Genomic DNA, 22,736 nt, shown 5'->3' with positions numbered 1-22,736 from the left:
GTGGTGAAGATCGGGGCCCGGGAGCTGGCCGCCGTGGCGATCGGAGGCGCGCTGGGGGCGGTCTGTCGCTACTTACTGTCCGGTCTCGTACCGCAGGTGCGCGGGTTCCCGATGGGGACGGTCCTCGTGAACGTCCTCGGGTCGTTCGTCCTAGGGTTCCTCACCTGGTCGACGATGCTCGGCCTGCGGCTCTCCCCAGAGGTCCGCGCGCTCGCGACGGTGGGGTTCTGCGGGGGCCTCACCACGCTGAGCACGATGGCGTACGAGACCGTGGAGCTGTTGAAGGCCTCGCCGGTACTCTCCATTCTTTACTTAACAGCTAACGTCGTGCTCGGGATCGCGGCCGTGCTCGGCGGCATGGCGGCGGCGCACGTGGTATGGTCGGGGAGGGCGTGAGGTTGGTCAGGAAGATCGAAGAACCGGTGAAACTGAAGGTGTACCTGTTGGAAGGAGACAAGGTCGATGGGGTGCCCGCGGTGGACTGGATCCTCGAACGCGTGCGCGAGCTCGGACTGAGAGGGGCCACCGTGCACCGCTGCTTCGCGGGCTGCGGCCGCCGCGGGCGCTCGGAGGCGCGCATCCTCAGGACGTCGATGAACCTGCCCGTGGTCGTCGAGGTGGTGGACAGTCGGGAGAAGGTCGAGCGCCTGCTGGAGCTCCTCAAAGAGCGTCTCGGCGTGGGCGTCGTAACCCTGGAGCGGTTAGAGGTCGCGTACGACTTGGAGGGGTGAGCACGTGCAGAGTCCGTACGTACGTGAAGCCGTTAGGGAGATGGACCTCCCGGACGAGGTGATCGTCTACGACACGACGCTGAGGGACGGTGAGCAGACCCCGGGTGTCAGCTTCACGCCCGAGCAGAAGCTGGAGATCGCGCACCTACTGGACGAGCTGGGCGTGCAGCAGATCGAGGCCGGGTTCCCGGTGGTGTCCGAGGGCGAGCGGGACGCCGTGCGTAGGATCGCGCACGAGGGACTGAACGCCGACATTCTATGCCTGGCGAGGACGCTACGTGGTGACGTGGACGCGGCGTTGGACTGCGACGTGGACGGAGTGATCACCTTCATCGCCACCTCCGAGCTGCATCTGAAGCACAAGCTCCGGATGTCGAGGGAGGAGGTACTCGAGCGGATCGCCGACACGGTCGAGTACGCGAAGGACCACGGGCTGTGGGTGGCGTTCTCCGCGGAGGACGGGACGAGGACGGAGTTCGAGTTCCTGGAGAGGGTGTACCGGACGGCGGAGGAGTGCGGGGCGGACCGCGTCCACGCGACGGACACCGTCGGCGTCATGATACCGGCGGCGATGCGGCTTTTCGTGGCGAAGATCCGCGAGGTCGTGGACCTGCCGATCGGCGTGCACTGCCACGACGACTTCGGCATGGCCGTGGCCAACTCGCTGGCCGCGGTCGAGGCGGGGGCGCAGGCGATCTCCACCACGGTGAACGGTATCGGTGAGCGCGCGGGTAACGCAGCCCTCGAGGAGGTGATCATGGCCCTCAAGGAGCTGTACGGGATCGACCCGGGGTTCAACACCGAGGTGCTCGCGGAGCTCTCGAGGAAGGTCTCGGAGTACTCCGGTATCGACGTGCCCCCGAACAAGGCCGTCGTGGGCGAGAACGCCTTCAGGCACGAGTCCGGGATCCACGTGGCCGCGGTTCTGGAGGAGCCGCGCACCTACGAGCCGATCGACCCCAAGGAGGTGGGTATGAACCGGAAGATCGTCCTCGGTAAGCACACCGGGCGGAAGGCGGTGGTCGCGAAGTTGGAGGAACTGGGCGTGGAACCGGAGGAGGAGATCGTCGAGGAGGTCCTCAAGCGGATCAAGGCGCTCGGGGACCGGCGTGTCAGGGTCACCGACTCCAAGCTCGAGGAGATCGTCCGGAATGTGCTGGAATCGAGAGGTGACCGAGACGATCCAGGTAGTCGATGAGTTTCCGGGCCTCCTCCGCGTACTCCAGGAACGCGTCCGTCTTGCCGGGCCAGGACCCCTCGATCGACGCCGAAGGGTTCGCGGCGAGCCATCTCAGGGCCAGTCTCACCAGCCCGTCCCGTCGGTCGTCCCCGGTGGGTGCTATCCGTAACCCCGAGACGCGCCGTCCCGACCGCTCCAAGGGTTCCACCGGTAGCGTGCACCTGCCCACCGGTCCGAGGAGGTCGCATACGAGGCACGTCACGTAGAGACCCTCCTCGCGCAGGTAACGGCGGCCCAACTCCAGGACCCTACCGGCCGCCTCGAGGTCCCACATCGAGAGGTAACCCCGCGGCCGGTACTTACCCACGTCCCGAGGATGGCAGTAAGGTGGCCCCCCGGTGGGACACGCGAAGGCCGGGTGACCGACCTCCCGCAGCACCACCTCGCACAACGCCCGACGGAGGAGCTTCCTGCAGTCCTCCTGCCGGGACCGTATCACGATCAATCCCGTCCATCCCCCGGAGGGGGGAAGCGAACGTGCCGTCCGTCGCGGAGAGGATCCTCTCGGAGAAGGTTGGAGAGCCCGTCGAGGCCGGCGAGACCGTGTACGTGGAGCCCGACGTAATCATGCTGCACGACGGGTCCGGTGCGACCGCCCTCAGGACGCTGCGGGAGCTCGGTGTGGAGCGCGTCGAGAGTCCGGAGAAAGTCGTTCTGATCTTCGATCACTCCGTACCCCCCAGCTCGGTAGAGGCGGCGAACCGCCAGAACGAGCTCCTCGAGTTCGCGCGCCGCCACAGGATCGAGCACGTCCACGTGGACGAGGGCGTCTGCCATCAGGTGCTCGTCGAGGAGGGGTACGCGGGACCCGGTCGGGTGGTCTTCGGCGGCGACTCCCACACCCCTACCTCGGGAGCCGCCTCCGCCCTAGCGTTCGGGTTCGGAGGCACGGACATGGCCTTCGCCCTCCTCTACGGCGAGCTCTGGATCCGGGTCCCGAGGACCGTGCGGGTGCACGTCGAGGGCGAGCTGGAGGAACCCGCCACCGCCAAGGACCTGGCCCTGACCGTGGTCGGCGAGCTGGGCGCAGGGTACGCGGACTACGCGGTCCTCGAGTACACGGGGCTCCCCGAGCGTATGTCGCTCGGCGACCGTATGTGCCTGTGTAATCTCGCCACGGAGGCCGGGGCGAAGTCCGCGTACGTGCCCCCGAAGGAGGGCCCTGAGGAGCTCCGACCCGGGGACGCGGACGAGGTGATCGAGCTGGACGCCTCCGAGGTCGAGCCCGTGGTCTCGGTCCCACACCGCGTCGACGACGTGCGGCCAGTGGGCGACGTTCAAGGCGTGGAGGTGACCCGGGTGTTCGTGGGGTCCTGCACCAACGGTCGCTACAGGGACGTGAGGGTCTTCACCGAGATTCTGGAGGAACTTGACGGTCCTCACCCCGATGTGCGGATCGTGGTCGTGCCCGCGTCCCGCCGCGTGCTCGAGCGTATGACGGAGGCCGGGCTGACCCTGAAACTGATCCGTATGGGCGTCATGATCGCCCCACCCGGCTGCGGACCCTGCTTAGGCGAGCACCTCGGAGTGCTCGGGGACGACGACGTCTGCGTCTCCACGGCAAACCGGAACTTCCCGGGTAGGATGGGCTCCCGCAGGGCCGAGATATACCTGGCGAGTCCCGTGACGGCCGCTGTCGCCGCGGCGGAGGGCGAGCTGGTCGATCCCCAAGACGTCCTAGGGTGAGCGTCTTGAGCGAACGGCTGAACCGGTTCGCATACAAGTTCCTCGATATCACGGTACATATCGTAATGATCTCGATTCTCGCCATCACCCTCTTCATCTTCGGCGTAGGCGTTTACGACATCGTGAGCACGTTCCTTACCAGCCCCTATCAGGTCCGTTTCCGCATGACCTTCGGCCTCATCGTGGAATGTGTATTCGACGTGCTCCTGCTCCTCGAGGTCTACCAGAGCGTACTCGAGACCCTACGCCACCGGCGCGTGCCGCTGCGGTACGTCGTCGACATCACCATCATCATGATCCTCCGGGAGACGTTCCTGAAGTACTATCGAGGGACCATACGGCCCATGGAGATGCTCTCGGTGACCGCCATGTTGACCGTACTCATCGCGTCGCGCGTCGTAGTTCTCAAGTACTCACCCGACTACTTCAAAACGCACCTCGAGAGGATACGGGGGCAGGAGCGTGAGGTGGAGCGGTAGAGCGCACGTGTTCGGCGACGACGTCGACACCGACCAGATCATCCCCGGGCGTTGCCTGAGGAGGGTCTCCTACGACGAGCTCGGCCGCTACGCCATGACGGGGGCGGATCCCGAGTTCCCCGAGAAGGTCCGCGAGGGCGACGTGATCGTGGCCGGGAAGAACTTCGGCTGCGGTTCCTCCCGTGAGCAGGCAGTTATGGCCCTCCAGCAGGCCGGGGTCGCCTGCGTGGTCGCGAGATCCTTCGCTCGTATCTTCTACCGGAACGCGATCAACCGTGGGCTGCCCACCGTCGAAGCCGAAGAGGATCCCACCGAGGTAGTGGAGGACGGTAACCGGGTCACCGTGGACCTAGACGAGCTGGTCCTCCGGGCGGGGTCGGAGGAGGTACCGCTGCGCGAGCCTCCCGAGTTCGCGCTGCAGGCCTGGAGGGAGGGTGGCCTGCTAGAGCTGGTCAAGAAGAACCCCGATAAGCCGCCCTGGAGGGACTGATCTCCGGCCCGCCACTCGGACTCCGATCGTCTACGAAACGTTATGGTGATCGAAACGTTTGGGAGGTCGAGGATGGAGGGCCTCCTGACGATCGTACGCCGACTGCGTGCACGACGGGTGGTGGAAGTGGGCCACGGGAGGAACCTGCGGTACCTCAAGGGACTGCTGAAGGCCGGGATCGACGCGTGGGGGGTGGAGATAGATGTACAACACGTCCGACGGGCGTTGGAGGAGGAGGTACCTTCGGTCAACGTGGACGCCGTCGAAAAGTCGCGATGGGTGCGGCGGGTGCTGCGCCCTGACCTGGTCTACGCAGTGCGACCACCGGTGGAATTGGCGGTGGGACTGATCGAACGGTACCCGACGGTTGCACTGAGGATGAGGGAGGAGGAGCGGCACGAGCTACCGGAGCCGTCCATACAGATCGGGGATTGGGATCTCCACACTGTGCTCGATTTGCACACATTCGAGGAAGACCGAACGGTAAAGCCTCAAATATCCGGATGAAGAGGGCGGGGCGAGTGTGCTCGGTGAGCCTCGATGGCTTATTGGAAACACCTATCGACAGGAGGACGTTCCTGAAGCTCGCGTTCACAGGCGTGTTGTCCGTCCTGGTGTCGGAGGAACCCGTTCGGGCGCTGATTAGATCCGTCCCGAGGTCCGTGGTCCTCGTCTTCGGAGGGTCGTGTGGAGGTTGTACCACGACGCTGGCCGAGATCGGTATCGATCTCAAGGCCTCGCCAACGTGGATCCCGCGTTCGGGACTCTCAGGCGCTCATTGATTTACTGTCCCGGTTTCACAGATCGGTCCTTAGATGATTTTTCTCCGACTGAGCAGTGTAGACGTTACGCCGATCACAGGAAGTATAAGGTCCACAACTCACGATTTGAGACAGTTGTGGAACACGCACGGGAAATTTCTAATACGGCGATAGTAGTGGGCAACTGCGCATGGACGGCCGGAGTGAACCGTTTGAGTCCGTACGGGTTGAAACCAGTAACTCCTACCGCTGGAGGAGAACGGTGTAGTCGTCGGGAGGAACATCGAGCGGGACGGGACTTAGCCCACTGTTTGGTCTCCGTTTAAGCCGTCTAGGACGCGTACGACACGGTCCTCCTTACCGCCGCCTGGAAAATTGGGCAGTTCCTATCAGTATTCAAGCCTCAGTATTCAAGACCACCTACTGTGGTCGTTGCTGATCTCGGGGGACTTCCTACCCGATAGCGTGGTCGACAATCTCTACGATCAGTTCGTAAAGTATCACGGCGACGCGCAGGCGTTGGTGGCTGTCTTCACGGGTAAGTCGGTGCATCTCGCCACCGTGTGCGTGGGTGGCTACGCGGGAGACGTAGAGAAGTTGTCGGGCCTCTACTCGACCGTGAGGACCAGGCCGGAGTCGATGCGGTCCTTCCTCGAGTCGGTGATACCGACCCTCTGGAAGTACTTGAGCATGCACCTACCGGACGACGTCGGCGATCGTCCCGCTCACATGATCAGCTCGGGTACTCCGTTCTATTCTGGACTAGCCTCAGGCTACGTCCACTCGTACCTGGCGGCGTCCGGAGGCGTACTGATAGCCGACACCAAGGACCCGGGGAGCGTGGAGCGTGCCCGACTGGTGCCGTTCTACCCCGAGAGGGTGGGTAAGATAACGCTGGCTCGGGGATCGAACCTGGACGAGCGGTGCTACTCCTACTCCGAAGTCGGATATTACGAGTGGAACGGTACCAAGTACGCGTGTGAGGCGGGACCGTTGACCAGGTTTAGCGGTAGCTTACAAGGCCGGGGATGAAACCGTCAGGTGGTTCCTGGATTCGTGGAGTGAGAAACTGGACGTAGACGTGTGGGAACTCTTGAAACCGTGTGCCCGTAACAGGAACATAGCGAGGATACTGGAGGCGTTGCTCCTGACGCGTCTGGCCTTACACTGGATCGACGACCTCCCCACCACGGGCACCACGTACAAGGATCCCTCGCGCCGCTCCGGGTGCTCCGGTACCGGCGTCATCGAGGCCCCGAGGGGTACTCTGGTCCACAGGGTGTCCGTCGGATCGGATGGTAAGGTGTTCAACTACGAGATAATCACGTCGACGAACCTGAACCACGCGCCGATAGAGGAGTCCATGGTGGGCGAGAGGGTCTACGTGGACGAGAAGTTGGCGGCCGCGAAGCGTCAGTTATCCGAGTCGGAGCGCTTCCTGCTCGGCGACGCATGCAGGGCGGCTCGGAGCTTCAACCCGTGCAACTCCTGCGCGCCCCACGCGATCGTGAAGGTGGTGAAGAAGGGGTGGACGAACTCCGGAGCTCCCACTGAGGTCCCACGTGGAGGAACTGAGGAGGAGAGTGCTGAGGTCATTAGTGGCCGTGGCGCTCACGTCGAGCGTGGAGTTCCCCTCCGACGAGATGCTGCGCCGGGCCGTCCATGATCCTCTACGAGGTAGGGGTACTAACCGCGAAAAAGGAGTGAAAAGAGGATGATAGACGGGCTGGGCACCTCGGAACTGCTGCTGATCCTGGCGGTGATATTGCTCCTGTTCGGCCCGAAGAAGCTTCCAGAGCTGGCACGTGCGATAGGGGAGGCGGTAGGGGAGTACAGGCGAGCGCAGCGGCGCGTCGAGTGGGAGTTGGAAGCGGAAGAGCGTCGAAAGGAGAAGGAGAAGCGAGATGAGGACTAATCGGATCTCAGAAGCGCGCGCTCCACCTCTGGAAGCTCGTCCGGGGTGTTGACGTTCAGGAGTTCGGCGTCGTCTCGGGGCGGGACGACTCGGAAAGCCAGACCGCACTCCCGCAGGACCGGGTTCAGGTTGAGGGCGTTGGGACCGCGGACGTCGGCGGCGAGCTCCTCGATCGTCTCCAGGAACTCGGGGACGACGTCCTTCCGGAGGGCGAGCGGCGGCCCGTGACCGAGGAGGTCGTCGCCGGAGACCTCCTCGTTCGGGGCACCACGATCGAGTACGGAGGCTCCGTGTTCGGCGGCGGTCTCGGCGAGACGACGCATGGTCTCGGCCGTGACGGTGGGCTGATCGCCGGCGAGGATCAGACTCACGTCGGCGTCGGAGCGTCGGAGGAGGTTAGCGGCGGTGCGGGCCATGGGAACGTCGACGGGATCGTTGAGGACGGGGCGGGCGGGTACGGTCGCGTGCTGCCGGACGACGTCCCAGACTAATCCGGCGTCGTAACCGAGGCCGACGAGGAGCTCGTCGACGACGCGGGAGGCCCGTTCGACGACCCAGGCGACCATGGGCTTGCCGGCGACGGGATACACGAGCTTACTCACGGGCTCCTCACCGCGCTCCTCGAGGGCCTCGCGGAAGCGGGTGGAACGTCCGGCCGCGAGCACACACGCGGCGACCCTCAAGGTCCTCACCCGTGGAGTTCGACGACGTCACCGTCCTCCAGGACGTGATCGCGCCCGACCATCATACCGTCTTTCTTGACGGACTTACCCCAGACGCGGGCGTACTTGAGGTTCTTGGCGAGGTCGGAGTGTATCTCGCGGGCGACGTCCTCGACCGTGGCACCCTTGGGCAGGACGATGGGCGGCTTCTGCGGCTTCCCACCGGGTTTCTTCGTGTAGACCCGGATGATACCGAGCGTGTCGTAGAGGCGACGCTTGAACTCGTCCAGGTTGATACCCTTCTCGGCGGAGACGGGGACGACGGGGAGGTCGAACTCCAAGTCCTCGACGCGTTCCACGAGCCGCTCGTACGACTCCTTCGAGCCCGGCGCGTCGCCCTTGTTGGCGACGAGGAGGGCGGGTTTGTACTCGATACGCTTGTCGAGGGCGTCCGCGATGTCCTCGAGGGTGATGCCGTCCTCCTCGATGACGACGACGGCGCTGTGGATCCCGGCGTCGCGGAGGAGATCCTTGACGTCGTTCGGATCGCAGTCGAGGCGGTCCTCGCCGCGTATCTCGATACCGCCGGTGACACGTTCCTCGATGGTGATGGAGGGCGGGTCCTGGTTGAGCTTAATGGCCGCCGACTCGAGCTCGCGGAGTACCGTCTCGAGCTGCTCGACCGGATCTTCGGTGAGATCCACCACCAAACAGAGCGCGTCGGCGTTGCGGATGACACCGACGAACTTGGAGCCGTCACCGCGGGTGAACCCCTCGTAGATCGGCGGGATCTCAACCAGCTGTATCTGAACGTCCTTGTACTCCATCATGCCGGGTACGGGCTCCTTGGTCGTGTAAGGATAGGAGGCTACGTCGGGATCGGCGTTGGTGAGCTCGCGGAGGAGTGCGGACTTACCGGCGTTGGGCGGTCCGACGAGGGCGACTTGAGCAGCGCCCTCCTTCTTCACGTTGTAATCGGGTCCGCCACCCGACTTCTGCTGACGGCGCTTCTCGACCTCCTCGCGGAGCTTGGCGAGTCTACGCTTGAGTAGGGCGCGGAGGTTCTCGGTCCCCTTGTGTTTGGGAACGACGGCGAGCATCTCCTCGGTGATCCTGAGCTTCTCCTCGGGGGAGCGGGCCTTCCGGTACTTCTCCTCGAGCTCGTGGTACTCGGGGGGTAAGTTGGCGGGCACGCGGTCACCCCCGTACGAAGGCGCTGACGCCGTCGAGGACCATCTGAACCCCGATGGCCGCGAGCAGAACCCCCATGACGCGCGTGAGGACTCGGATGCCGGAGCGACCGAGGAACCGAGCGAGACGCTCCGCGGCTCGGAAGGTCACTAAGGTGAGGAGCATGACGATGAGGCAGGCCAGTATCGTCTCGAGGCGACCGTGACGGTGGAGCATGACGATCACGGTGACGATGGCGCCGGGACCCGCGAGGAGGGGCGTTCCGAGGGGGACATAAGCCACGTCGATGTGTGACCCCGGTTCTATGCGGAAGCCCGTGGGATCTCCCTCGACCATCCCGAAGGCGGCGCGGAGCAGGAGGATACCGCCGGCGATCATGAGTGCCTCGACGGAGATCCCGAGATAATCGAGGGTGGCCTTGCCGGCGACCGCGAAGCCGAGGATGAGCACGGCGGCGAAGGCGACAGCCCTGTGGACGACGCGTACGCGGTCCCGGGGTCGGAGTTCCGAAGTGACCGCGAGGAGCGCCGGCACGTTCCCGATGGGATCGACGACCACGAATAGCTCGATCACGCCCTTGAGCACGCCGTACGGGTCCAAGGCCTCCAACCCCAGCCATAAGCGTTTAACCTACGCGCCCCGGGGTCGGCCGGGGGGTTTCCGGTTGCGCAGCGGTGATATCAAGGAGGGCGTCGAACGGACGCCGCACCGGGCGCTGCTTCGCGCGTGCGGACTCACTGACGAGGAGATGGACCGACCGTTCGTCGCGGTGGTGAACACGTACTCGGAGGTCGTTCCGGGACACATGCACCTGGACAAGGTGACGGAGGCCGTCAAGGCCGGGATCCGGATGGCCGGCGGGGTGCCGTTCGAGGTCGAGACGATCGCCCTGTGCGACGGTATTGCGATGAACACGCCCGGTATGAAATATTCCCTCCCGAGCCGTGAGCTCGTGGCCGATACTATCGAGACCGTAATCGAGGCGCACCGGTTCGACGGGTTCGTGGCGATCGTCTCGTGTGATAAGATGGTGCCGGGGGCACTGATGGCGGCAGCGCGGCTGGACCTACCCGCGGCGATCGTGACCGGAGGCCCGATGGAGCCCGGGTGCGTGGACGGCGAGCGGGTGGACTTGATCGACGCGTTCGAGGCGGTGGGAGCGTACGAGGAGGGGGAGATTTCGGAGGAAGAACTCGAGGAGCTGGAGCAGCGCGCGTGTCCGGGACCGGGATCCTGCGCCGGGATGTTCACGGCGAACACGATGGCGTGCATGACCGAGGTGCTGGGGATGTCGGAGTTCAACTGCGCGGCGACCCCGGCGACGGAGGCGGAGAAGCTGCGGGTCGCGAAGCTTACGGGTATGCGGATCGTGGAGGCGATCGAGGAAGGGATCACCGCGCGGGACGTACTCACGCGGGAGGCCTTCCTGGACGCGATCCGTGTCGACATGGCGCTGGGCGGGAGCACGAACACCGTGCTGCACCTGCTCGCGATCGCGCGTGAGGCCGACGTTGAGCTTTCCCTCGACGACTTCGACGAGCTGAGCCGGGAGACGCCGCATCTGTGCGCGATGCGTCCGGGCGGTCCCTACACGATGCGGGACCTGTACGAGGCGGGTGGCGTTCCCGCGGTCATGAAGGAACTGGCGGACGACCTGCACCTGGACAGGATCGACTTCGCGGGTCGATCGATGCGGGAACGGGTCGAACGGACCGAGGTAAAGGATCGCGAGGTGATCCGGCCGAAGGAGGATCCCGTGCACGAGGAAGGTGGTATCGTCGTCCTGTACGGGAACCTCGCCCCGAAGGGTGCGGTGATCAAGACGGCGGCGCTCTCGGAGGAGATGTATGAGCACGAGGGTCCGGCGGTGGTGTTCGACTCGGAGGAGGAGGCGACGGAGGCGATACTGGGTGGCGATATCGACCCGGGTGACGTGGTAGTGATCCGATACGAAGGCCCCGCCGGCGGTCCCGGAATGCGTGAGATGCTCACACCTACGGCGGCGCTGTGCGGAATGGGACTGGACGACTCCGTGGCGCTCGTGACGGACGGGCGGTTCTCCGGCGGTACGCGGGGTCCGTGCGTGGGACACGTGTCACCGGAGGCGTACCGGGGCGGACCGATCGCGGTCGTGGAGGAAGGAGACACGATCCGGCTCGACGTGCGGGAGCGACGGCTCGAGGTGGACGTCGAGGACGAGGAGCTGGAGGCCAGGTTGGAGGAGTGGGAGCCCCCGGAGGACGAGGTCACGGGGTACTTGAGGAGGTACCGAGAGCTCGTCCGCGGGGCCGACGAAGGGGCCGTACTGCGGTGACCCTCGGGGAGCGGACGGGTCGGGGCCGTTCGATCGCCGAGCGCAGCCTCGAGCGGTGGACCGAGAAGCTCGGTGAGCCCGAGAACTTAGAGGACCTCCTCACTCTCCGCCTCTCCCACGCCACGTGGGACCCGTTCGTGTCGGAGACCCTGATGATCGAGCCCTCGGAAGAAGCCGTCACGGAGGGTCTGAAGTCCGCCGAAGTGGTAGCGGCGGACGTGGGCATGGTGGCGGCCGGGATCCGTCGGTCGGTAGAGCGTCTCGGGTTGGAAACCGTCATCGCCTCGGAGGTCGGCGAGCGGATCCCCGAGGACACCGTGACCGGGGACGGTATGCGCAAGATCCTGGAGGATCACCGGAACGTGGCGGTCGTCGTCGGGAACGCCCCGACGGCCGCGGAGAAGGTCGCCGAGTACCCGGAGTCGATCGCGGTGGCGGTCCTGTTTCCAGTGGGGATCGGTGCGATGGAGGCGAAGCGAGCCGCGATGGACGCCGGAATCCCGGTGGTGACGAACGTCTCGGTCCGCGGTGGGACACCGCTCGCGGTGGCGGCGTTCAACGCCCTGGCGGACTGCGTCACCGGAAACGCTCCTTGATCGTGTCGTCGTCCCGGGCCACCTGCTTCTTCATCTCCTCCCGGTACTCCTCCAGGAAGGACCGGACGTCCTCGTCCTCCAGTGCCAGGATCTGCAAGGCCAAGAGCGCCGCGTTCTCCCCGCGATCCACGCCGACAACCGCCACCGGTACACCCGGGGGCATCTGCACGGTCGAGAGGAGCGCGTCCAGACCACACAGCTTCGCCTCCACCGGCACGGCGATCACGGGCTTCAGGGTCTTGGCGGCGATCACACCCGGGAGGTGAGCGGCCAGACCCGCGATCGCGATGTACACCTTCACGTCGGGCTCGTACTCCTCGATCAGCTCGTCGATACGCTCCGGCGTCCGGTGGGCGGAGGCCACCCGCACGTTGTAGTCGACGCCGGCTCGGTCGAGCACCTTCGCGGCCTTCTCGGCGACGTCTCGATCGCTCCTACTTCCCAGAACGATCAGAACGTCGACCATTCCAGGTCACCCCGTACTCATGAGCATCTTCAGGGCCTTAGGCCCCAGGTAGTAGGAGATCCAGTTGCGGACGGTCTCGGACTGGGCCACGTACCCCAAGAATAAGAACCGTGAGAAACGCCCCGTCACGACTGCAGTTATAAATAGTCGCAGGTCCATCTCCACCAGGCCGGCGCCGATCGTGAACGGCTTGAAAGGGATGAACTGCAAGAGGCCGGCCAGGAAGACGGCGGTCCAGGCGGAGAATCGGTGCTCGGTCAGCTTGGACTCGACCCTCATCAGGTTGGCCTCGCCCACCAGCCTGACGGCGATCGGTCGCCCGCCGAAGTAACCGATCGCATACCCGAGCAAGCTACCGACGATCGAGGAGAGGGTCACGAGCGTTGCCAGGACCCATGGGTCCATCCGCATCGCGAACGGAAACACGAACGGTTCGGGTGGGACGGGGAGCACGCTACACTCCAGGGCGGTGATCACGAGCATCCCTGGCAGACCCATGGCCCGCTCGAAGTCCATGAAGTAGGCCACGAGCGTCTCCGTGATCGACATCCGACTACGCCCCGAACTTCTCGATGCGGTCGGCCAGGTCCCGGAGCACGTTCAGCAGGTGGAGCCCCGAGAAGCGCCCGAGGCACCCTCGGGCCGCCGAGATCTCGTCGTACTCCTCCACGGGGTCACGTCGCGCGTCCGCGGTCCAGATCGCCACGGGCACGGGATCGGCCGTGTGATCACCGACGGCCACCGGCGTCGAGTGGTCGGCGGTCAGGCACACCACCGTCTCCTCCGGATCTATCCCCTCCAGGAGCGTGCCCACCAGCTCCCGGTCCATCCGTTCGATCATCTCGACCTTACCGCGGGCATCACCGTCGTGCCCAGCCTCGTCCACGGCGTTGAAGTTGACGAGCACGAGGTCGTGGTCGTCCAGGGCCTCCAGCGCGAGCTCGGCCTTCCTCTTCAGGTCGGTGTCCTTACGACCCGTGATCGCCTCGTCCTCGGGCACGTCCATCCCCAGCATCCGGCCGATTCCCTTGATCAGGGACGCACCCGCGACCACGGCCCCGCTCATGCCGTAGCGGTCCGAGAACGGCTCGACCTCCTCGAGCTGGCCGGCTCCGCGTGGGAGAATCACGTTCGCCGGCGGCTTACCCTGTCGCTCCCGCTCCCGGTTGACCGGGTGATCCTTTAGCACCTCGTACGCCTTACGGACGAACTCGTTGACGATCTCCGCCGTCCGGGCGGCCGCCGGGTCGTCCGAGGTCGGTTTCACGTCCTTCACGGGCTTGCCGACACGCTTAGGGTCAGCGTCCGTGACATCGGCGGAGAGGTCGCCGCCTCGCAGTACCAGGACGGCCCTGTGACCGACGGCCTCCTTGAACTCGAACTCGACCGGGAGATCGACTTCTTCGTTGATAGTCTCGGCCAGCTTTGGAGTACCCTCGTCCTCGTTGATCCGACCGGCTCTACGGTCCACAACGACCAACTCGCCGTTCCGCTCCTCGGCCGTCGCGAAGTTGCAGCGGAAGGCCACGTCGCCCGGTCTCACCTCGACACCCGCACCCAGGGCCTCCAGCGGGCCGCGTCCCGGGTAGACCTCGAACGGGTCGTAACCGAGCAGGGTGAGGTGTGCGGTGTCGCTACCCGGGCGCACTCCGGGCCGGATCGGGTCGAGCAGACCCACCGACCCTTCCCTCGCGAGCCGATCCATGTTCGGGGTGTCTGCGGCCTGGAGCGGGGTCTTTCCGTCGAGCTCGGGCACGGCTCGATCCGCCATTCCGTCTCCTACGATCACCAGGATCTTCCTCTCCAATCCGGTCACCCTCAGCCGCTCCCGTGGTCGTCACGGAATGTTCGGCGTGCTGTAAGCACATCATCGGATCATCGTGAAGTCCGAGGGGTGCGGGGCCTCCGACCGCCGACTCTCGGACTTACCTTTTACGCGGTGGGATCCCGATATGGGGGCGGAGCCGCGGATTCCCAACTCTCGAACACCGACGACGGCGTCGACCGGGGAACGCGCGCATCCCACCGTAGCGACGCGGTCACCGAATGATCGTGATGTCGGGTGGCGGCACCACCTCCACGTTCAGATCCCGAAACTCCTCCCGCACGCGGCGCGCCAGCTCCTGGACACCGGGCAGCTCGCTGTACTCGTGGCCCAGCTCGACCACGGCGATCCCCTCCTCCAAGAGCTCCGCCCGCGTATGGTACTTGATCTCTCCCGCGATCACAGCGTCGACACCGCACCGCAGGCACTCCATCACGAGTCCGTCCGGCGCGGCCCCGGGCACCACGAGCACCCGACTGACGCCCTCCCAGTCCCCGTAAACCGTGGTCAGCGGTGAGAGGTTCCGGAGCGCGTTGAGCAACTCCTCCTCCGATCCGGGCACCTCGCACAGACGCCCGAACCCGTCGCACGCCTCGCGCTCGACGCGCAGGTTCAAACGGCGGGCGAGCGTATCGGCCACGCCACCCTCGGCCCGGTCCAGGTTGGTGTGGGCCGCGTAGAACACGGCGTCCGCCTCCAAGACCGCCCGGAGCACCCGGTACCAGCGGCCGCCGATCCTCCTAGGGGGTCGGAACAGGAGCGGGTGGTGGGTTAGCACCAGATCCGCGTCCCCGGCTCGCTCGAGCGCGTGGGTGGCGTCCAGGGCGACCAGAACGCGCTCCGCCTTCCTGTCCAGGCCGCCGGGAGGACAGACTTGGATCCCGGGATTGTCCCAGTCCTCGGCCAGGTCCGGTGGGGCCAGCTCTTCCACGAAATCGATCACCTCACGTACCATCGCCAAGCCCGAACGCCCCGGGCGAGCGGGTCGACAATCGATAGAAACCTAACCCACAACCGGGCGGTCCTGTGCGTGGCGACCGCGACCGTGATACCGACGAGGGCCCCTCCGATCACGTCGTGCGGCCAGTGCACACCGAGGACCACCCGCGAGCATCCCACGAGCGCGGCCCAGATCCAGAGGATCGCGGTGAGCGCGTCCCGACGCTCCAGGTGGTACGCGGCCGCGAGGGCGAAGGAACGGGAGGTATGCCCGCTGGGGAAGCTCCCGTAGGGCTCGTCCGGGTTCGTGAGCGGTGAAACCACGTGGAGGACGAAGGGTCTCGGCTCGCCGATCAGCCCTTTGAGGACGACCGTAACCACGAGCGTACCGACGACGGTGGTCGCCAACACGTACGAGGTGCGTCGGTCCCGGAGATACGTCCAGCCTAGGACCGCGATGATCACCGCGAATGAGGTCTCGGAGAGAAGACGCGCCCAAGGGTAAAGCAGCCCGTGGCTCTCCCTGAGAATCTCGACCTCGACTCCGAGCGGCCCCAACTCGATTCCCTCAACACGCGATGGGATCGCATGCATAGGTATTGCCATAGTGATTTAATAATTAAACCATATGGTGCAGGGCGTTCGCGGATCACGGTGCGGCTGCCGGGCCCCGTGCACCGGTGGATCCAGAGGGAACACGGAAGCGTGGCCGGTTACGTCCGTAAGTGTTTGGAAGATGAGCTCACCCGAGTAATGCTACGGGAGCTGGCCGATAGTGGTAGCGGTCGTCGCCTATCGACCTCGTTGGAGCTCCCCGAAGACCTCGTGAGGGAGCTGGACGAGGTCGCGGATCGGCTCGGGATCTCCAGGAACGAGCTCGTGACGTGCCTCGTGTTGCGGGAGTTCTTGAACGAGATGACCGCACGTAGGACCGTACGATCGGACGTGGTGTGTGTCTTGCGCGAGCTCCTCAACGTGCTGGAGGAGGGGTGGAAGCTTGACCTCGGCGGTCGTCGTGGAGGGATTGAAGAAGGTCTACGAGACCGAGACGCGCGGTGAGATCGTCGCGCTCGACGGCTTCGATATGGAGGTGGAGGAGGGCGAGATCCACGGCGTCTTGGGTCGAAGCGGGGCCGGTAAGAGCACGCTCATCAGGATACTGCGCGGGGTCGAGCGGTTCGACGAGGGCCGGGTCGAGGTGTGCGGGGTCGAGCTCACTCCCGACTCCCCCAAGTCGCGGTTCACCGAGGTGAAGCGGATCACGGCGATCCATCCGCAGCGCGAGTTCGGCCTGTGGCCCGAGACCGCGGCCGAGAACGTGATGCGGAAGCTCTATTGGAAGCGCCGCGGGGCCGAGGAGCTCCCACCGGAGGATTCCTCCGAGTACGAGGAGCTCTACGAGGAGGCCCTCGAGTACCTGAGAATCGTCGGGCTCGAGCACAAGGCCGACCATTACGCGCCCGTGCTGTCCGGAGGGGAGAAGCAGCGCCTGCTCCTCGCGCGTCAGCTCGCGAAGGACCCCGAAGTGCTCCTCCTCGACGAGCCCGCAGCCATGGCGTGTCCCGGCACCAAGCAGCAGCTGCTCGACGCGGTGAGGAACGCGAACGAGGAGAAGGGGATCACCGTAATCGTCGTCTCCCACCTGACCGAGGTCATCGAGTACTTGTGCGACTCCGCGACCCTCCTCGAGGACGGGCGGGACGTCCTACACGGGAGTCCGCGCGAGGCCGTCGACCGGCTCACCCGCGGCATGCCCGAGCCCGAGCGGGTGCCGGAGCCACGGGACGAGATCGCCGTCCGCGTCCGGGACCTTGAGAAGCGGTACGCTCTAGTCCGCTGCGGTGAGACCCTCCACATGCGCGGGATAGAGCTCGAGGTGAGACGTGGCGAGATCCTCGCTGTCGTCGGACCGAGCGGCGCGGGTAAGACGGTGCTCCTCCGCATGATCGCCGGGCTCGAGCTCCCCGACTCGGGCGACATCGAGGTCCGCGTCGACGGCGACTGGGTCAGTATGACCGACCTCGGCCATGGCAGGATGGAGGCCCGCCGCCGCATCGGCATCGTCCACCAGGAGTTCGGTTACGTCCATCACGCCACCGTCCGGGACCTGCTCGCAGGTCGTCTGGGCGTCAAGAGCTCCACCGTCCTCGAGCAGGCCAGACGCCGCGCGGAGGAACTCGGGCTCGGCGAGGAGGCCCTCGACGTGCTCTACGCGCTGACCGACCTACCCCGCGAGGAGGCCGAGGCCAAGCTCAAGGAGCTCGACCTCAGTCCCGACATCCTCGACGAGCTCTTCCCCAAGTTCCCCTCCGACGAGGTCGAGAGGTTCGCCCGTCCGGTGTTCGAGGAGTTCGACCTCCCCATGGAAGTCCTCGACATGAAGTTCGGCGAGTTGTCGGGTGGACAGCAGGTCCGCGTCGCCATCGCCCTCGAACTCGCCACCGAACCCGAAGTGCTCCTCCTCGACGAGCCCTTCGGAGACCTCGATCCCGTCACGCTCCGTAGCGTCGCTAACTCCATCAAGCGCATCGTCGACCGCGAGAAGATCGCGACAGTTCTCGTCAGTCACGACGTCAGGTTCGTCGAGGAGACGGCCAACCGTGCCGTCCTCGTCGACGACGGTGAAATCGTCATGGAGGGCGACCCGAAGGAGGTCTGCCGCGAGTTCGTCGAGCGCAGCGAGGCCCGGTTCCTGGAGGGATGATCCCTCCCCATCCCCCAAACGACCGAGCTATCGACTTCGTGAGATGACGTCGCGATTCCTGAGACGGATCGGGTGGTGCGGTGAGGGGGTAAACCCCTGAACCGCTGGGCGGTGCCGGTGGTGGTAGGCTTATTGGGACTGACCGTTCTCGGGCTGGTGACGACCGGATATCATGCCGGAAACACACCCACGAGGATCCGCGCCTGGTACGCCGGTAACGACCGCGTGTACGTGGCCGTGGTGGACGCCAGGACCGGCGATGCCCTACCGGGAGCCACCGTGCGGATGTACGTCCGAGAGGACGGACGCTGGCGGGTCGTCACCGAGGAGGTCTGAGGGTGAACCGGGACGGCGGAGTTCGACGTGTCCGGCGTACACTCGGACCTGAGGTTCGTGTTCCGGGGCGGAGGCGGGTACGCCCCGTCCGAGAAGATGGTAACCGCCCGGGCGCTGGAAAGAGCCAGAGGGGAATACGAGGGTCGGCCCGTACCCCTGTGACCCGCGGGGTGAACCCGGGTTCCGGGAGCCCCGTCGGGGAGGGGGCGGGGACGCCCCGTCCTCGGGATGATGAATCGTGCCGGGTCACCGAAGGCGGATGAGGTGTGGGGGCTCACCGACCGCCCCCGATCCAAGAGGGTGGTTCCCCGAGCAGCGGCCCGAGCGTCACGTCCCAGAGCCACCTCCGGAGGGGGACGAGGGCGACTCCTATGCCGTCGTGCTTGACGGAAGTTATGTACACGCACGTGGCTCGTGTCTTATCGAACAGTTTCTCGGCGGCCCTACGGACGCTGGGGTCGTCGGGATCGAGCCCGTACTCGATCACGTAGACCGGTCCCTGGAACCGGGACAGTGTCCGTAGGTTACTCTCGAGTTCGCTCCGTGAGTACAGCCTCCTGGAGCCGTCCGAGAGCACGCTCTCGACGGTCACAGCGAAGCCCAGTCTAGACTGCAACCGGGCCATACCGTCCCCTCGAACGCCCACGCACCCGCGTTGACCACGACGCGGAGACCGAGACCGTGAGCCGTTTGGGCGATCCATTTCACGGCGTTCAGCTCGTCCCTCCTGAGATCACCGTGTGGATTGACTCGATCGTACCATCGCACGTACCAGTCACGTGAGTGAGCGTCCACGACGTCCAGGAACACGCCCTCGAAGCCCAGGTCCTTCAGCCTGGCCAGCTCCGAGCGGAGGACGTCTCTCCACGCCGGCTCCCAGAACTTGACGGCGTAGTCCCCCGGCCACTCGGGATCGTCGGCGCCCAGCAGATTCCGCCTTCTGGCCTCGCGGTACAGGTTCGGATGATACTCCGCAACCACGCACACGGGGAGGTAGGCGATCGGCTTTACCCCGGCGTCCTTGATCTTCCGGAGCTCTTCCTTCGTCCACGGGCGTCCATTAGGGCCACACCACGGGTCAAGGACGAGGACTCTCGGCCGCTTCTGCAGTACCTCGCTCATCTTCACGTTCTGGTAGTACGTGGCGAAGGGCATACCGGTGCTTTCCACCCGCACCTTCCCCACTACCCACGAAGAGGGGAAAAGCAAGCCCATCAAGAGTACAGCCAACAGAGTTCGATAGGATTCCAAGGCATGGGCCCCCGTGTCGCGCGAAGCCTGCCACGGTCTGTCGGGCCCCTCCCCTCATCCGGGGAATCGGCTCTGCGGGACCTCTTCATCCCGGATCCCACGGTGCGAGTGGGGGTTACGGCGAACTCGCCTCGGTCATCCCCACCAGTACACGTCGGCCCGCTTATAGCGGCTTCTCGCGGGGGGCTCCGTAGGCCGTCACCACGGTTTCGTGACTCATTCGGACAGTTTTTCAACTTCGAGGGCGTTTCGATAGTTTTCAGCCCTCTACAGATCGTTCCGGGGATGAGGGTCCCTGGCTCTGGAGCATCCGTACTCCGCGCGGGCGTTCCACTGTGGACGGGCCGCTGGCACCTCAAACGTGAGAATACTCCTCCCCCGGTGTCCGGTACGGGCTCACGGGATCGCTCGGAGGTCGGGTGATAGCGTCGCGTAAAACGGGTATGTGTCTGAACTAGCTCGGGTCGACGGAGGGGACTCAGGATGCGATCATAGGAGGGACCACCTACCCTCCTCATCGGACTCTAGCTCCAGGTCGATATCTCCGACCGCCATCTCAGCCGCTCGTTCGGCCCGCCGGAGCAGGTCCGGGATGTCGTCCTCGGACTCTACCTCCTCGACTTCACCGCGTAGTCTTTCGAGCTCCATCCTCAGCATGTATATCTCGTGCCGGAGAGCCCGGAGCTCCTCGATCAGCTCCCGGACGAGTTCAGCTTCACTCACGGAAGCCTCGCCCCTCTAAGGCGGAAGAGGAGGCTATTTCTAGTTTTGTTTCCGACCGGAGCCGTTAGTGAGTGGACGATCCGCAGGGATCCTCCCCTGAGTGTATCCGCCGCCGGACTACCCTCCAATACGGGAGTCGCTCTGACCGACCTGACCGCCCGATGAAAGGCCCGAACGGGACCGAACCACCGCCCTCAGGCGCTGTTTTCCCGCGCGGGTACCCGGGTCGTTCTGCGGTTAATAACTCTAGGTGTTCGTCGTCCGGCCGCGAATTTCGTGAATGTATCGCGCGCTTTCGACCGTCGAGACCTCGTCGGGAGACGCCGCCGGTCCGTGGGGTGTGGACACGGGTCCCGGTCTCGTAGAAACGGTTTTAACTCCGAGTTGACAGTGTCGGGACGGTCGCGCGGAGGGTGACGGCCTTGCGTGTCAACGGGGTCCTGGAGCTCCCCGCCCGACAGCGTGAAAGGACCAAAGAGTGGGAGTTAGGACGGGATCTTGGGGAGCGGTTGAGGGAGTTGGGCTGGAGGTCGGTAAGTTACCGAAGCACGGGTTCGGGAGCGTAGCCTTACTCTTGGGTCTGCGTGCGAAGCCCGGGCGGGTCGCGGTCGTCGGCCGAGAGGTGAGAGAGCTGGAGGAATCGGGTTTCGACGTGGTAACCGTCGACGGGTCCAACCCGCTGGAAGTCGTGGACACGGCGACGTGGGCCTTAGAAGGGGAAGGTGCGGTCCTCCTGGACGTACGGTGCGGCTGGACGGGACTGACGGTCTCAGCCGCCCTCAGGGGTATGCGCTATGCGGGAGACGTGGGGGAGTTGTCGGAACGATTGGTGGCCGTGGACGGCCGGGAGGGTAAGTTGGTCGACGTGACCGAAGTGTTCCTGGTTTGGACGGCTCTAGACGAGCTCGCCAGCTAGAAGCTCGAAAAGGAGATCATCCCCGAGGACTGCCTTGAGGTACTCCAGGCGTTGCCGGACGGACATCCCGGGGTGATGATCGGGGTACTGCAAAGAACGAGAGGTCCCGAGGGAACACGGCTGCTCGAGTTGGAGCGTGGACGGAGGGGAAAGCGGAAACCCTCGAGGCTTCTACGGAGGTTCCTAGGTTAAGGCCACATCGAAGAGGAGATGAGGGGAGAGAGTCTCGCCCGGGTGCGCCTTCGTGTTCGAATGATGATGGTGTCGTATCGTGTCGCGCTGCTGTCGTTTCCGGATTCTATCGGGGTATCGCTCGCGGCTCGCGTTGAGGGCTCCGAGAGTCCAGCGGAGCCCGTCGATATCACCCGCGATGCGCCGTCCGTCCGGTGGATGGAACCCGGCGCATGGGACCCGGCACTCAGGGAAGCCGGTTCCTCTACTTTACGACGGTGTACGGGCGCTTTCGGGTGATGGTTCAATCGTAGTGCTCTATCGGCGTACGCAGGATACTACCGTACGTCGGGTTGGGCGGTGCACGGACTCCGGAGAAACCTTAAGGCGTCGAAACGCATTGTTCGGAAGTGGCCGAAAGACGAACATGGGGGAATAGTCGTGCGCATCCTCACCCTGCTGGTCGCAGCGCTGACTGTCCTCGGCGCCGTATCCGCTACGACGTACTACTGTCCGGTCACCGGCCGGTACTTCGACGACTCTACGGCTCGGGGGCAGCACTGTGGTGCGTTCGTGGATAAGAACGGTGACGGGTACTGTGACAACCTACAGGTCTTGAGCGAAGAGACGAGCGATTCGTCCGCCGAGACGACCTCGACTAGTTCGACCAACACATCGGAACAGCAGTCTTCCACAGCTAGTACGACGTCATCGACTACCTCATCGACAGCCCCTGTAGGCCTCGTCGCCGTGATCGCAGGCCTCGTGGTCGCGGCGGTACTGCTGCGGCGTCTCTAACCTCCCCCAAACGCCCCTTCCTAACCCTTTTGAAGGGGTCTCAAAACATGCTTGGGACACTCGGGTTCAGAGCCGCGGTCATGGCGGCCATTCTGGCTTACATCCTGACGGTTCCCTCGCATTTGGGAGGAGTAGGAAAGTCCGTCGAAGACATCGCCAAGGAGGCGATCGGCGGAGGCGACAAGGGCTCGGCGGGTGAAAAGGACGAGGAGGTCAGTGAGAAGGGTGGGGAAGGGAAAGGTGAAAAGAGCGGAGGCGAACGGCGTCCGGAGGAAGGATCTTCCGGATCGACCGGTGGCGGCTCGTCAGGCGGCAATGGAACATACGCCGGCAGCTCGTCCTCGGGTGGCGGGACCGTGGTAACTACGGGCTCGTCAAGTGGGTCGTCCGGCGGTTTCGTTTGCACGGGCAACTGCGCGGCGTGCCCGAACCCCTGTCACTGAGCTCCGCTCTTCCTCCAATCGTGTCGTCTGTTATCTATCCCTTATATTCGACACTGTGAACGTCCGTCTAACGGTACCGGACGTGTAGGGGAGGATACC

At 64.9% G+C, this 22,736-nt stretch carries 32 protein-coding genes; 20 read left to right on the top strand and 12 right to left on the bottom strand.

The window, feature by feature from the left end; all coding sequences use genetic code 11:
- From crcB to MK_RS06455, 3 genes are read left to right on the top strand one after another with little or no spacing between them, the layout of a single operon-like run.
- Window positions 1–396 (top strand): fluoride efflux transporter CrcB, encoded by a 396-nt coding sequence (gene crcB, locus MK_RS06465; protein WP_011019579.1) that lies wholly within the window; start codon window positions 1–3, stop codon window positions 394–396.
- Between the two features lie 2 nt (window positions 397–398).
- Window positions 399–731 (top strand): DUF190 domain-containing protein, encoded by a 333-nt coding sequence (locus tag MK_RS06460; RefSeq protein WP_158295966.1) that lies wholly within the window; start codon window positions 399–401, stop codon window positions 729–731.
- Window positions 732–735: 4 nt separating this feature from the next.
- Complete coding sequence (locus tag MK_RS06455; RefSeq protein WP_011019577.1) at window positions 736–1,929, top strand: homocitrate synthase family protein; 1,194 nt, start codon at window positions 736–738, stop codon at window positions 1,927–1,929.
- On the opposite strand, the gene MK_RS06450 is transcribed toward MK_RS06455, so the two are convergent.
- Window positions 1,850–2,416 carry a hypothetical protein gene (locus MK_RS06450; RefSeq protein WP_148679746.1) on the bottom strand — a complete coding sequence of 189 codons (567 nt, stop codon included), beginning with the start codon at window positions 2,414–2,416 and terminating at the stop codon, window positions 1,850–1,852. The two genes, MK_RS06455 and MK_RS06450, sit on opposite strands and share 80 nt — an antisense overlap.
- 32 nt (window positions 2,417–2,448) lie before the next feature.
- On the opposite strand from MK_RS06450, the gene MK_RS06445 reads away from it, so the two are divergent.
- The 8 genes from MK_RS06445 (at window position 2,449) to MK_RS06410 (ending at window position 7,302) form a co-directional block, all read left to right on the top strand.
- Window positions 2,449–3,657, top strand: coding sequence for a 3-isopropylmalate dehydratase/homoaconitate hydratase family large subunit (locus MK_RS06445; RefSeq protein ID WP_011019576.1), 1,209 nt, complete (start codon window positions 2,449–2,451; stop codon window positions 3,655–3,657).
- A gap of 5 nt (window positions 3,658–3,662) precedes the next feature.
- The gene (locus tag MK_RS06440) at window positions 3,663–4,136 is read left to right on the top strand and encodes a phosphate-starvation-inducible PsiE family protein (RefSeq protein ID WP_011019575.1); all 474 of its coding nucleotides are present in this window, start codon (window positions 3,663–3,665) and stop codon (window positions 4,134–4,136) included.
- Window positions 4,120–4,626, top strand: coding sequence for a 3-isopropylmalate dehydratase small subunit (locus MK_RS06435; RefSeq protein WP_011019574.1), 507 nt, complete (start codon window positions 4,120–4,122; stop codon window positions 4,624–4,626). Before MK_RS06440 ends, MK_RS06435 begins: the two co-directional genes overlap by 17 nt.
- Before the next feature lie 72 nt (window positions 4,627–4,698).
- Window positions 4,699–5,133 (top strand): UPF0146 family protein, encoded by a 435-nt coding sequence (locus MK_RS06430; RefSeq protein WP_011019573.1) that lies wholly within the window; start codon window positions 4,699–4,701, stop codon window positions 5,131–5,133.
- A 14-nt stretch (window positions 5,134–5,147) separates the two neighbouring features.
- Window positions 5,148–5,408 carry a hypothetical protein gene (locus tag MK_RS06425; protein ID WP_011019572.1) on the top strand — a complete coding sequence of 87 codons (261 nt, stop codon included), beginning with the start codon at window positions 5,148–5,150 and terminating at the stop codon, window positions 5,406–5,408.
- A 411-nt stretch (window positions 5,409–5,819) separates the two neighbouring features.
- Window positions 5,820–6,419 (top strand): hypothetical protein, encoded by a 600-nt coding sequence (locus MK_RS06420; protein ID WP_148679744.1) that lies wholly within the window; start codon window positions 5,820–5,822, stop codon window positions 6,417–6,419.
- A 16-nt stretch (window positions 6,420–6,435) separates the two neighbouring features.
- Window positions 6,436–7,053, top strand: coding sequence for a nickel-dependent hydrogenase large subunit (locus MK_RS06415; protein ID WP_011019570.1), 618 nt, complete (start codon window positions 6,436–6,438; stop codon window positions 7,051–7,053).
- 48 nt (window positions 7,054–7,101) lie between these two features.
- A complete protein-coding gene (locus MK_RS06410; RefSeq protein ID WP_011019569.1) occupies window positions 7,102–7,302 on the top strand; it encodes a Sec-independent protein translocase subunit TatA/TatB in 201 nt (66 codons plus the stop codon).
- Here the strand turns inward: MK_RS06410 and MK_RS06405 are convergent.
- Genes MK_RS06405 through MK_RS06395 form a run of 3 tightly spaced genes read right to left on the bottom strand, consistent with a single transcriptional unit; the run spans window position 7,299 to window position 9,755 of the window.
- Window positions 7,299–7,985 carry a nucleotidyltransferase family protein gene (locus MK_RS06405; protein ID WP_158295965.1) on the bottom strand — a complete coding sequence of 229 codons (687 nt, stop codon included), beginning with the start codon at window positions 7,983–7,985 and terminating at the stop codon, window positions 7,299–7,301. The genes MK_RS06410 and MK_RS06405 overlap by 4 nt on opposite strands.
- Before the next feature lie 5 nt (window positions 7,986–7,990).
- Window positions 7,991–9,157 carry an OBG GTPase family GTP-binding protein gene (locus MK_RS06400; protein WP_011019567.1) on the bottom strand — a complete coding sequence of 389 codons (1,167 nt, stop codon included), beginning with the start codon at window positions 9,155–9,157 and terminating at the stop codon, window positions 7,991–7,993.
- A gap of 4 nt (window positions 9,158–9,161) precedes the next feature.
- The gene (locus tag MK_RS06395; RefSeq protein ID WP_148679743.1) at window positions 9,162–9,755 is read right to left on the bottom strand and encodes a MarC family protein; all 594 of its coding nucleotides are present in this window, start codon (window positions 9,753–9,755) and stop codon (window positions 9,162–9,164) included.
- Window positions 9,756–9,819: 64 nt separating this feature from the next.
- Between MK_RS06395 and ilvD the strand changes: the two genes are divergently transcribed.
- Window positions 9,820–11,469, top strand: coding sequence for a dihydroxy-acid dehydratase (ilvD, locus tag MK_RS06390; protein ID WP_011019565.1), 1,650 nt, complete (start codon window positions 9,820–9,822; stop codon window positions 11,467–11,469).
- Window positions 11,466–12,065, top strand: a complete 600-nt coding sequence (locus MK_RS06385; protein WP_011019564.1) for a precorrin-8X methylmutase — start codon at window positions 11,466–11,468, stop codon at window positions 12,063–12,065. Before ilvD ends, MK_RS06385 begins: the two co-directional genes overlap by 4 nt.
- Here MK_RS06385 and purE read toward each other — a convergent pair.
- The 5 genes from purE to MK_RS06360 all read right to left on the bottom strand — a co-directional run bounded on the left by purE (window position 12,046) and on the right by MK_RS06360 (window position 15,853).
- Window positions 12,046–12,531 (bottom strand): 5-(carboxyamino)imidazole ribonucleotide mutase, encoded by a 486-nt coding sequence (gene purE, locus MK_RS06380; RefSeq protein WP_011019563.1) that lies wholly within the window; start codon window positions 12,529–12,531, stop codon window positions 12,046–12,048. The genes MK_RS06385 and purE overlap by 20 nt on opposite strands.
- A gap of 6 nt (window positions 12,532–12,537) precedes the next feature.
- Complete coding sequence (locus tag MK_RS06375; RefSeq protein ID WP_011019562.1) at window positions 12,538–13,080, bottom strand: YqaA family protein; 543 nt, start codon at window positions 13,078–13,080, stop codon at window positions 12,538–12,540.
- Window positions 13,081–13,084: 4 nt separating this feature from the next.
- Window positions 13,085–14,353 (bottom strand): 2,3-bisphosphoglycerate-independent phosphoglycerate mutase, encoded by a 1,269-nt coding sequence (locus MK_RS06370; RefSeq protein WP_011019561.1) that lies wholly within the window; start codon window positions 14,351–14,353, stop codon window positions 13,085–13,087.
- Window positions 14,354–14,570: 217 nt separating this feature from the next.
- A complete protein-coding gene (locus MK_RS06365) occupies window positions 14,571–15,311 on the bottom strand; it encodes a Nif3-like dinuclear metal center hexameric protein (protein WP_226988740.1) in 741 nt (246 codons plus the stop codon).
- Entirely contained in the window at window positions 15,296–15,853 is a 558-nt protein-coding gene (locus tag MK_RS06360; RefSeq protein ID WP_158295964.1) for a phosphatase PAP2 family protein, read from the bottom strand. Before MK_RS06360 ends, MK_RS06365 begins: the two co-directional genes overlap by 16 nt.
- 147 nt (window positions 15,854–16,000) lie before the next feature.
- Here MK_RS06360 and MK_RS06355 point away from each other — a divergent pair, with 147 nt between their 5' ends.
- The 4 genes from MK_RS06355 (at window position 16,001) to MK_RS09370 (ending at window position 18,497) form a co-directional block, all read left to right on the top strand.
- The gene (locus MK_RS06355) at window positions 16,001–16,354 is read left to right on the top strand and encodes a ribbon-helix-helix protein, CopG family (protein ID WP_158295963.1); all 354 of its coding nucleotides are present in this window, start codon (window positions 16,001–16,003) and stop codon (window positions 16,352–16,354) included.
- A complete protein-coding gene (locus tag MK_RS06350; RefSeq protein WP_011019557.1) occupies window positions 16,293–17,999 on the top strand; it encodes an ATP-binding cassette domain-containing protein in 1,707 nt (568 codons plus the stop codon). Before MK_RS06355 ends, MK_RS06350 begins: the two co-directional genes overlap by 62 nt.
- Window positions 18,000–18,131: 132 nt before the next feature.
- Complete coding sequence (locus tag MK_RS06345; protein WP_148679741.1) at window positions 18,132–18,335, top strand: hypothetical protein; 204 nt, start codon at window positions 18,132–18,134, stop codon at window positions 18,333–18,335.
- Between the two features lie 27 nt (window positions 18,336–18,362).
- Window positions 18,363–18,497, top strand: a complete 135-nt coding sequence (locus MK_RS09370) for a hypothetical protein (RefSeq protein WP_264370753.1) — start codon at window positions 18,363–18,365, stop codon at window positions 18,495–18,497.
- 112 nt (window positions 18,498–18,609) lie between these two features.
- Here the strand turns inward: MK_RS09370 and MK_RS06340 are convergent, their stop codons facing one another.
- The 3 genes from MK_RS06340 to MK_RS06330 all read right to left on the bottom strand — a co-directional run bounded on the left by MK_RS06340 (window position 18,610) and on the right by MK_RS06330 (window position 20,309).
- Window positions 18,610–18,960 carry a hypothetical protein gene (locus tag MK_RS06340; RefSeq protein ID WP_148679740.1) on the bottom strand — a complete coding sequence of 117 codons (351 nt, stop codon included), beginning with the start codon at window positions 18,958–18,960 and terminating at the stop codon, window positions 18,610–18,612.
- A complete protein-coding gene (locus MK_RS06335; RefSeq protein WP_148679739.1) occupies window positions 18,924–19,586 on the bottom strand; it encodes an endo alpha-1,4 polygalactosaminidase in 663 nt (220 codons plus the stop codon). The genes MK_RS06340 and MK_RS06335 overlap by 37 nt, the downstream gene beginning before the upstream one ends.
- A 489-nt stretch (window positions 19,587–20,075) precedes the next feature.
- Window positions 20,076–20,309, bottom strand: coding sequence for a hypothetical protein (locus tag MK_RS06330; protein ID WP_011019554.1), 234 nt, complete (start codon window positions 20,307–20,309; stop codon window positions 20,076–20,078).
- Between the two features lie 478 nt (window positions 20,310–20,787).
- Between MK_RS06330 and MK_RS06325 the strand changes: the two genes are divergently transcribed.
- The 3 genes from MK_RS06325 to MK_RS06315 all read left to right on the top strand — a co-directional run bounded on the left by MK_RS06325 (window position 20,788) and on the right by MK_RS06315 (window position 22,637).
- Window positions 20,788–21,225: a hypothetical protein gene (locus tag MK_RS06325; RefSeq protein WP_148679738.1), complete on the top strand. Its 438-nt coding sequence runs from the start codon at window positions 20,788–20,790 to the stop codon at window positions 21,223–21,225.
- 612 nt (window positions 21,226–21,837) lie between these two features.
- Window positions 21,838–22,194: a hypothetical protein gene (locus MK_RS06320; RefSeq protein WP_011019553.1), complete on the top strand. Its 357-nt coding sequence runs from the start codon at window positions 21,838–21,840 to the stop codon at window positions 22,192–22,194.
- A gap of 47 nt (window positions 22,195–22,241) precedes the next feature.
- Complete coding sequence (locus MK_RS06315) at window positions 22,242–22,637, top strand: hypothetical protein (protein WP_011019552.1); 396 nt, start codon at window positions 22,242–22,244, stop codon at window positions 22,635–22,637.
- Window positions 22,638–22,736 lie beyond the last annotated feature (99 nt).

Origin of the sequence: Methanopyrus kandleri AV19, from assembly GCF_000007185.1 — an archaeon.
Classification (GTDB): domain Archaea; phylum JAADCQ01; class Methanopyri; order Methanopyrales; family Methanopyraceae; genus Methanopyrus; species Methanopyrus kandleri.
The sequence above is the reverse complement of the archived record's forward strand: the minus strand, read 5'-3'. Positions and strand labels throughout refer to the sequence as shown.

Coding starts and splice junctions, on each gene's coding strand:
- MK_RS06430 (WP_011019573.1), top strand. CDS start 4,699: ATGGAGGGCCTCCTGACGATCGTACGCCGACTGCGTGCACGACGGGTG.
- MK_RS06410 (WP_011019569.1), top strand. CDS start 7,102: ATGATAGACGGGCTGGGCACCTCGGAACTGCTGCTGATCCTGGCGGTG.
- purE (WP_011019563.1), bottom strand. CDS start 12,531: ATGGTCGACGTTCTGATCGTTCTGGGAAGTAGGAGCGATCGAGACGTC.
- MK_RS06375 (WP_011019562.1), bottom strand. CDS start 13,080: ATGTCGATCACGGAGACGCTCGTGGCCTACTTCATGGACTTCGAGCGG.
- MK_RS06365 (WP_226988740.1), bottom strand. CDS start 15,311: ATGGTACGTGAGGTGATCGATTTCGTGGAAGAGCTGGCCCCACCGGAC.
- MK_RS06340 (WP_148679740.1), bottom strand. CDS start 18,960: ATGGCCCGGTTGCAGTCTAGACTGGGCTTCGCTGTGACCGTCGAGAGC.
- MK_RS06315 (WP_011019552.1), top strand. CDS start 22,242: ATGCTTGGGACACTCGGGTTCAGAGCCGCGGTCATGGCGGCCATTCTG.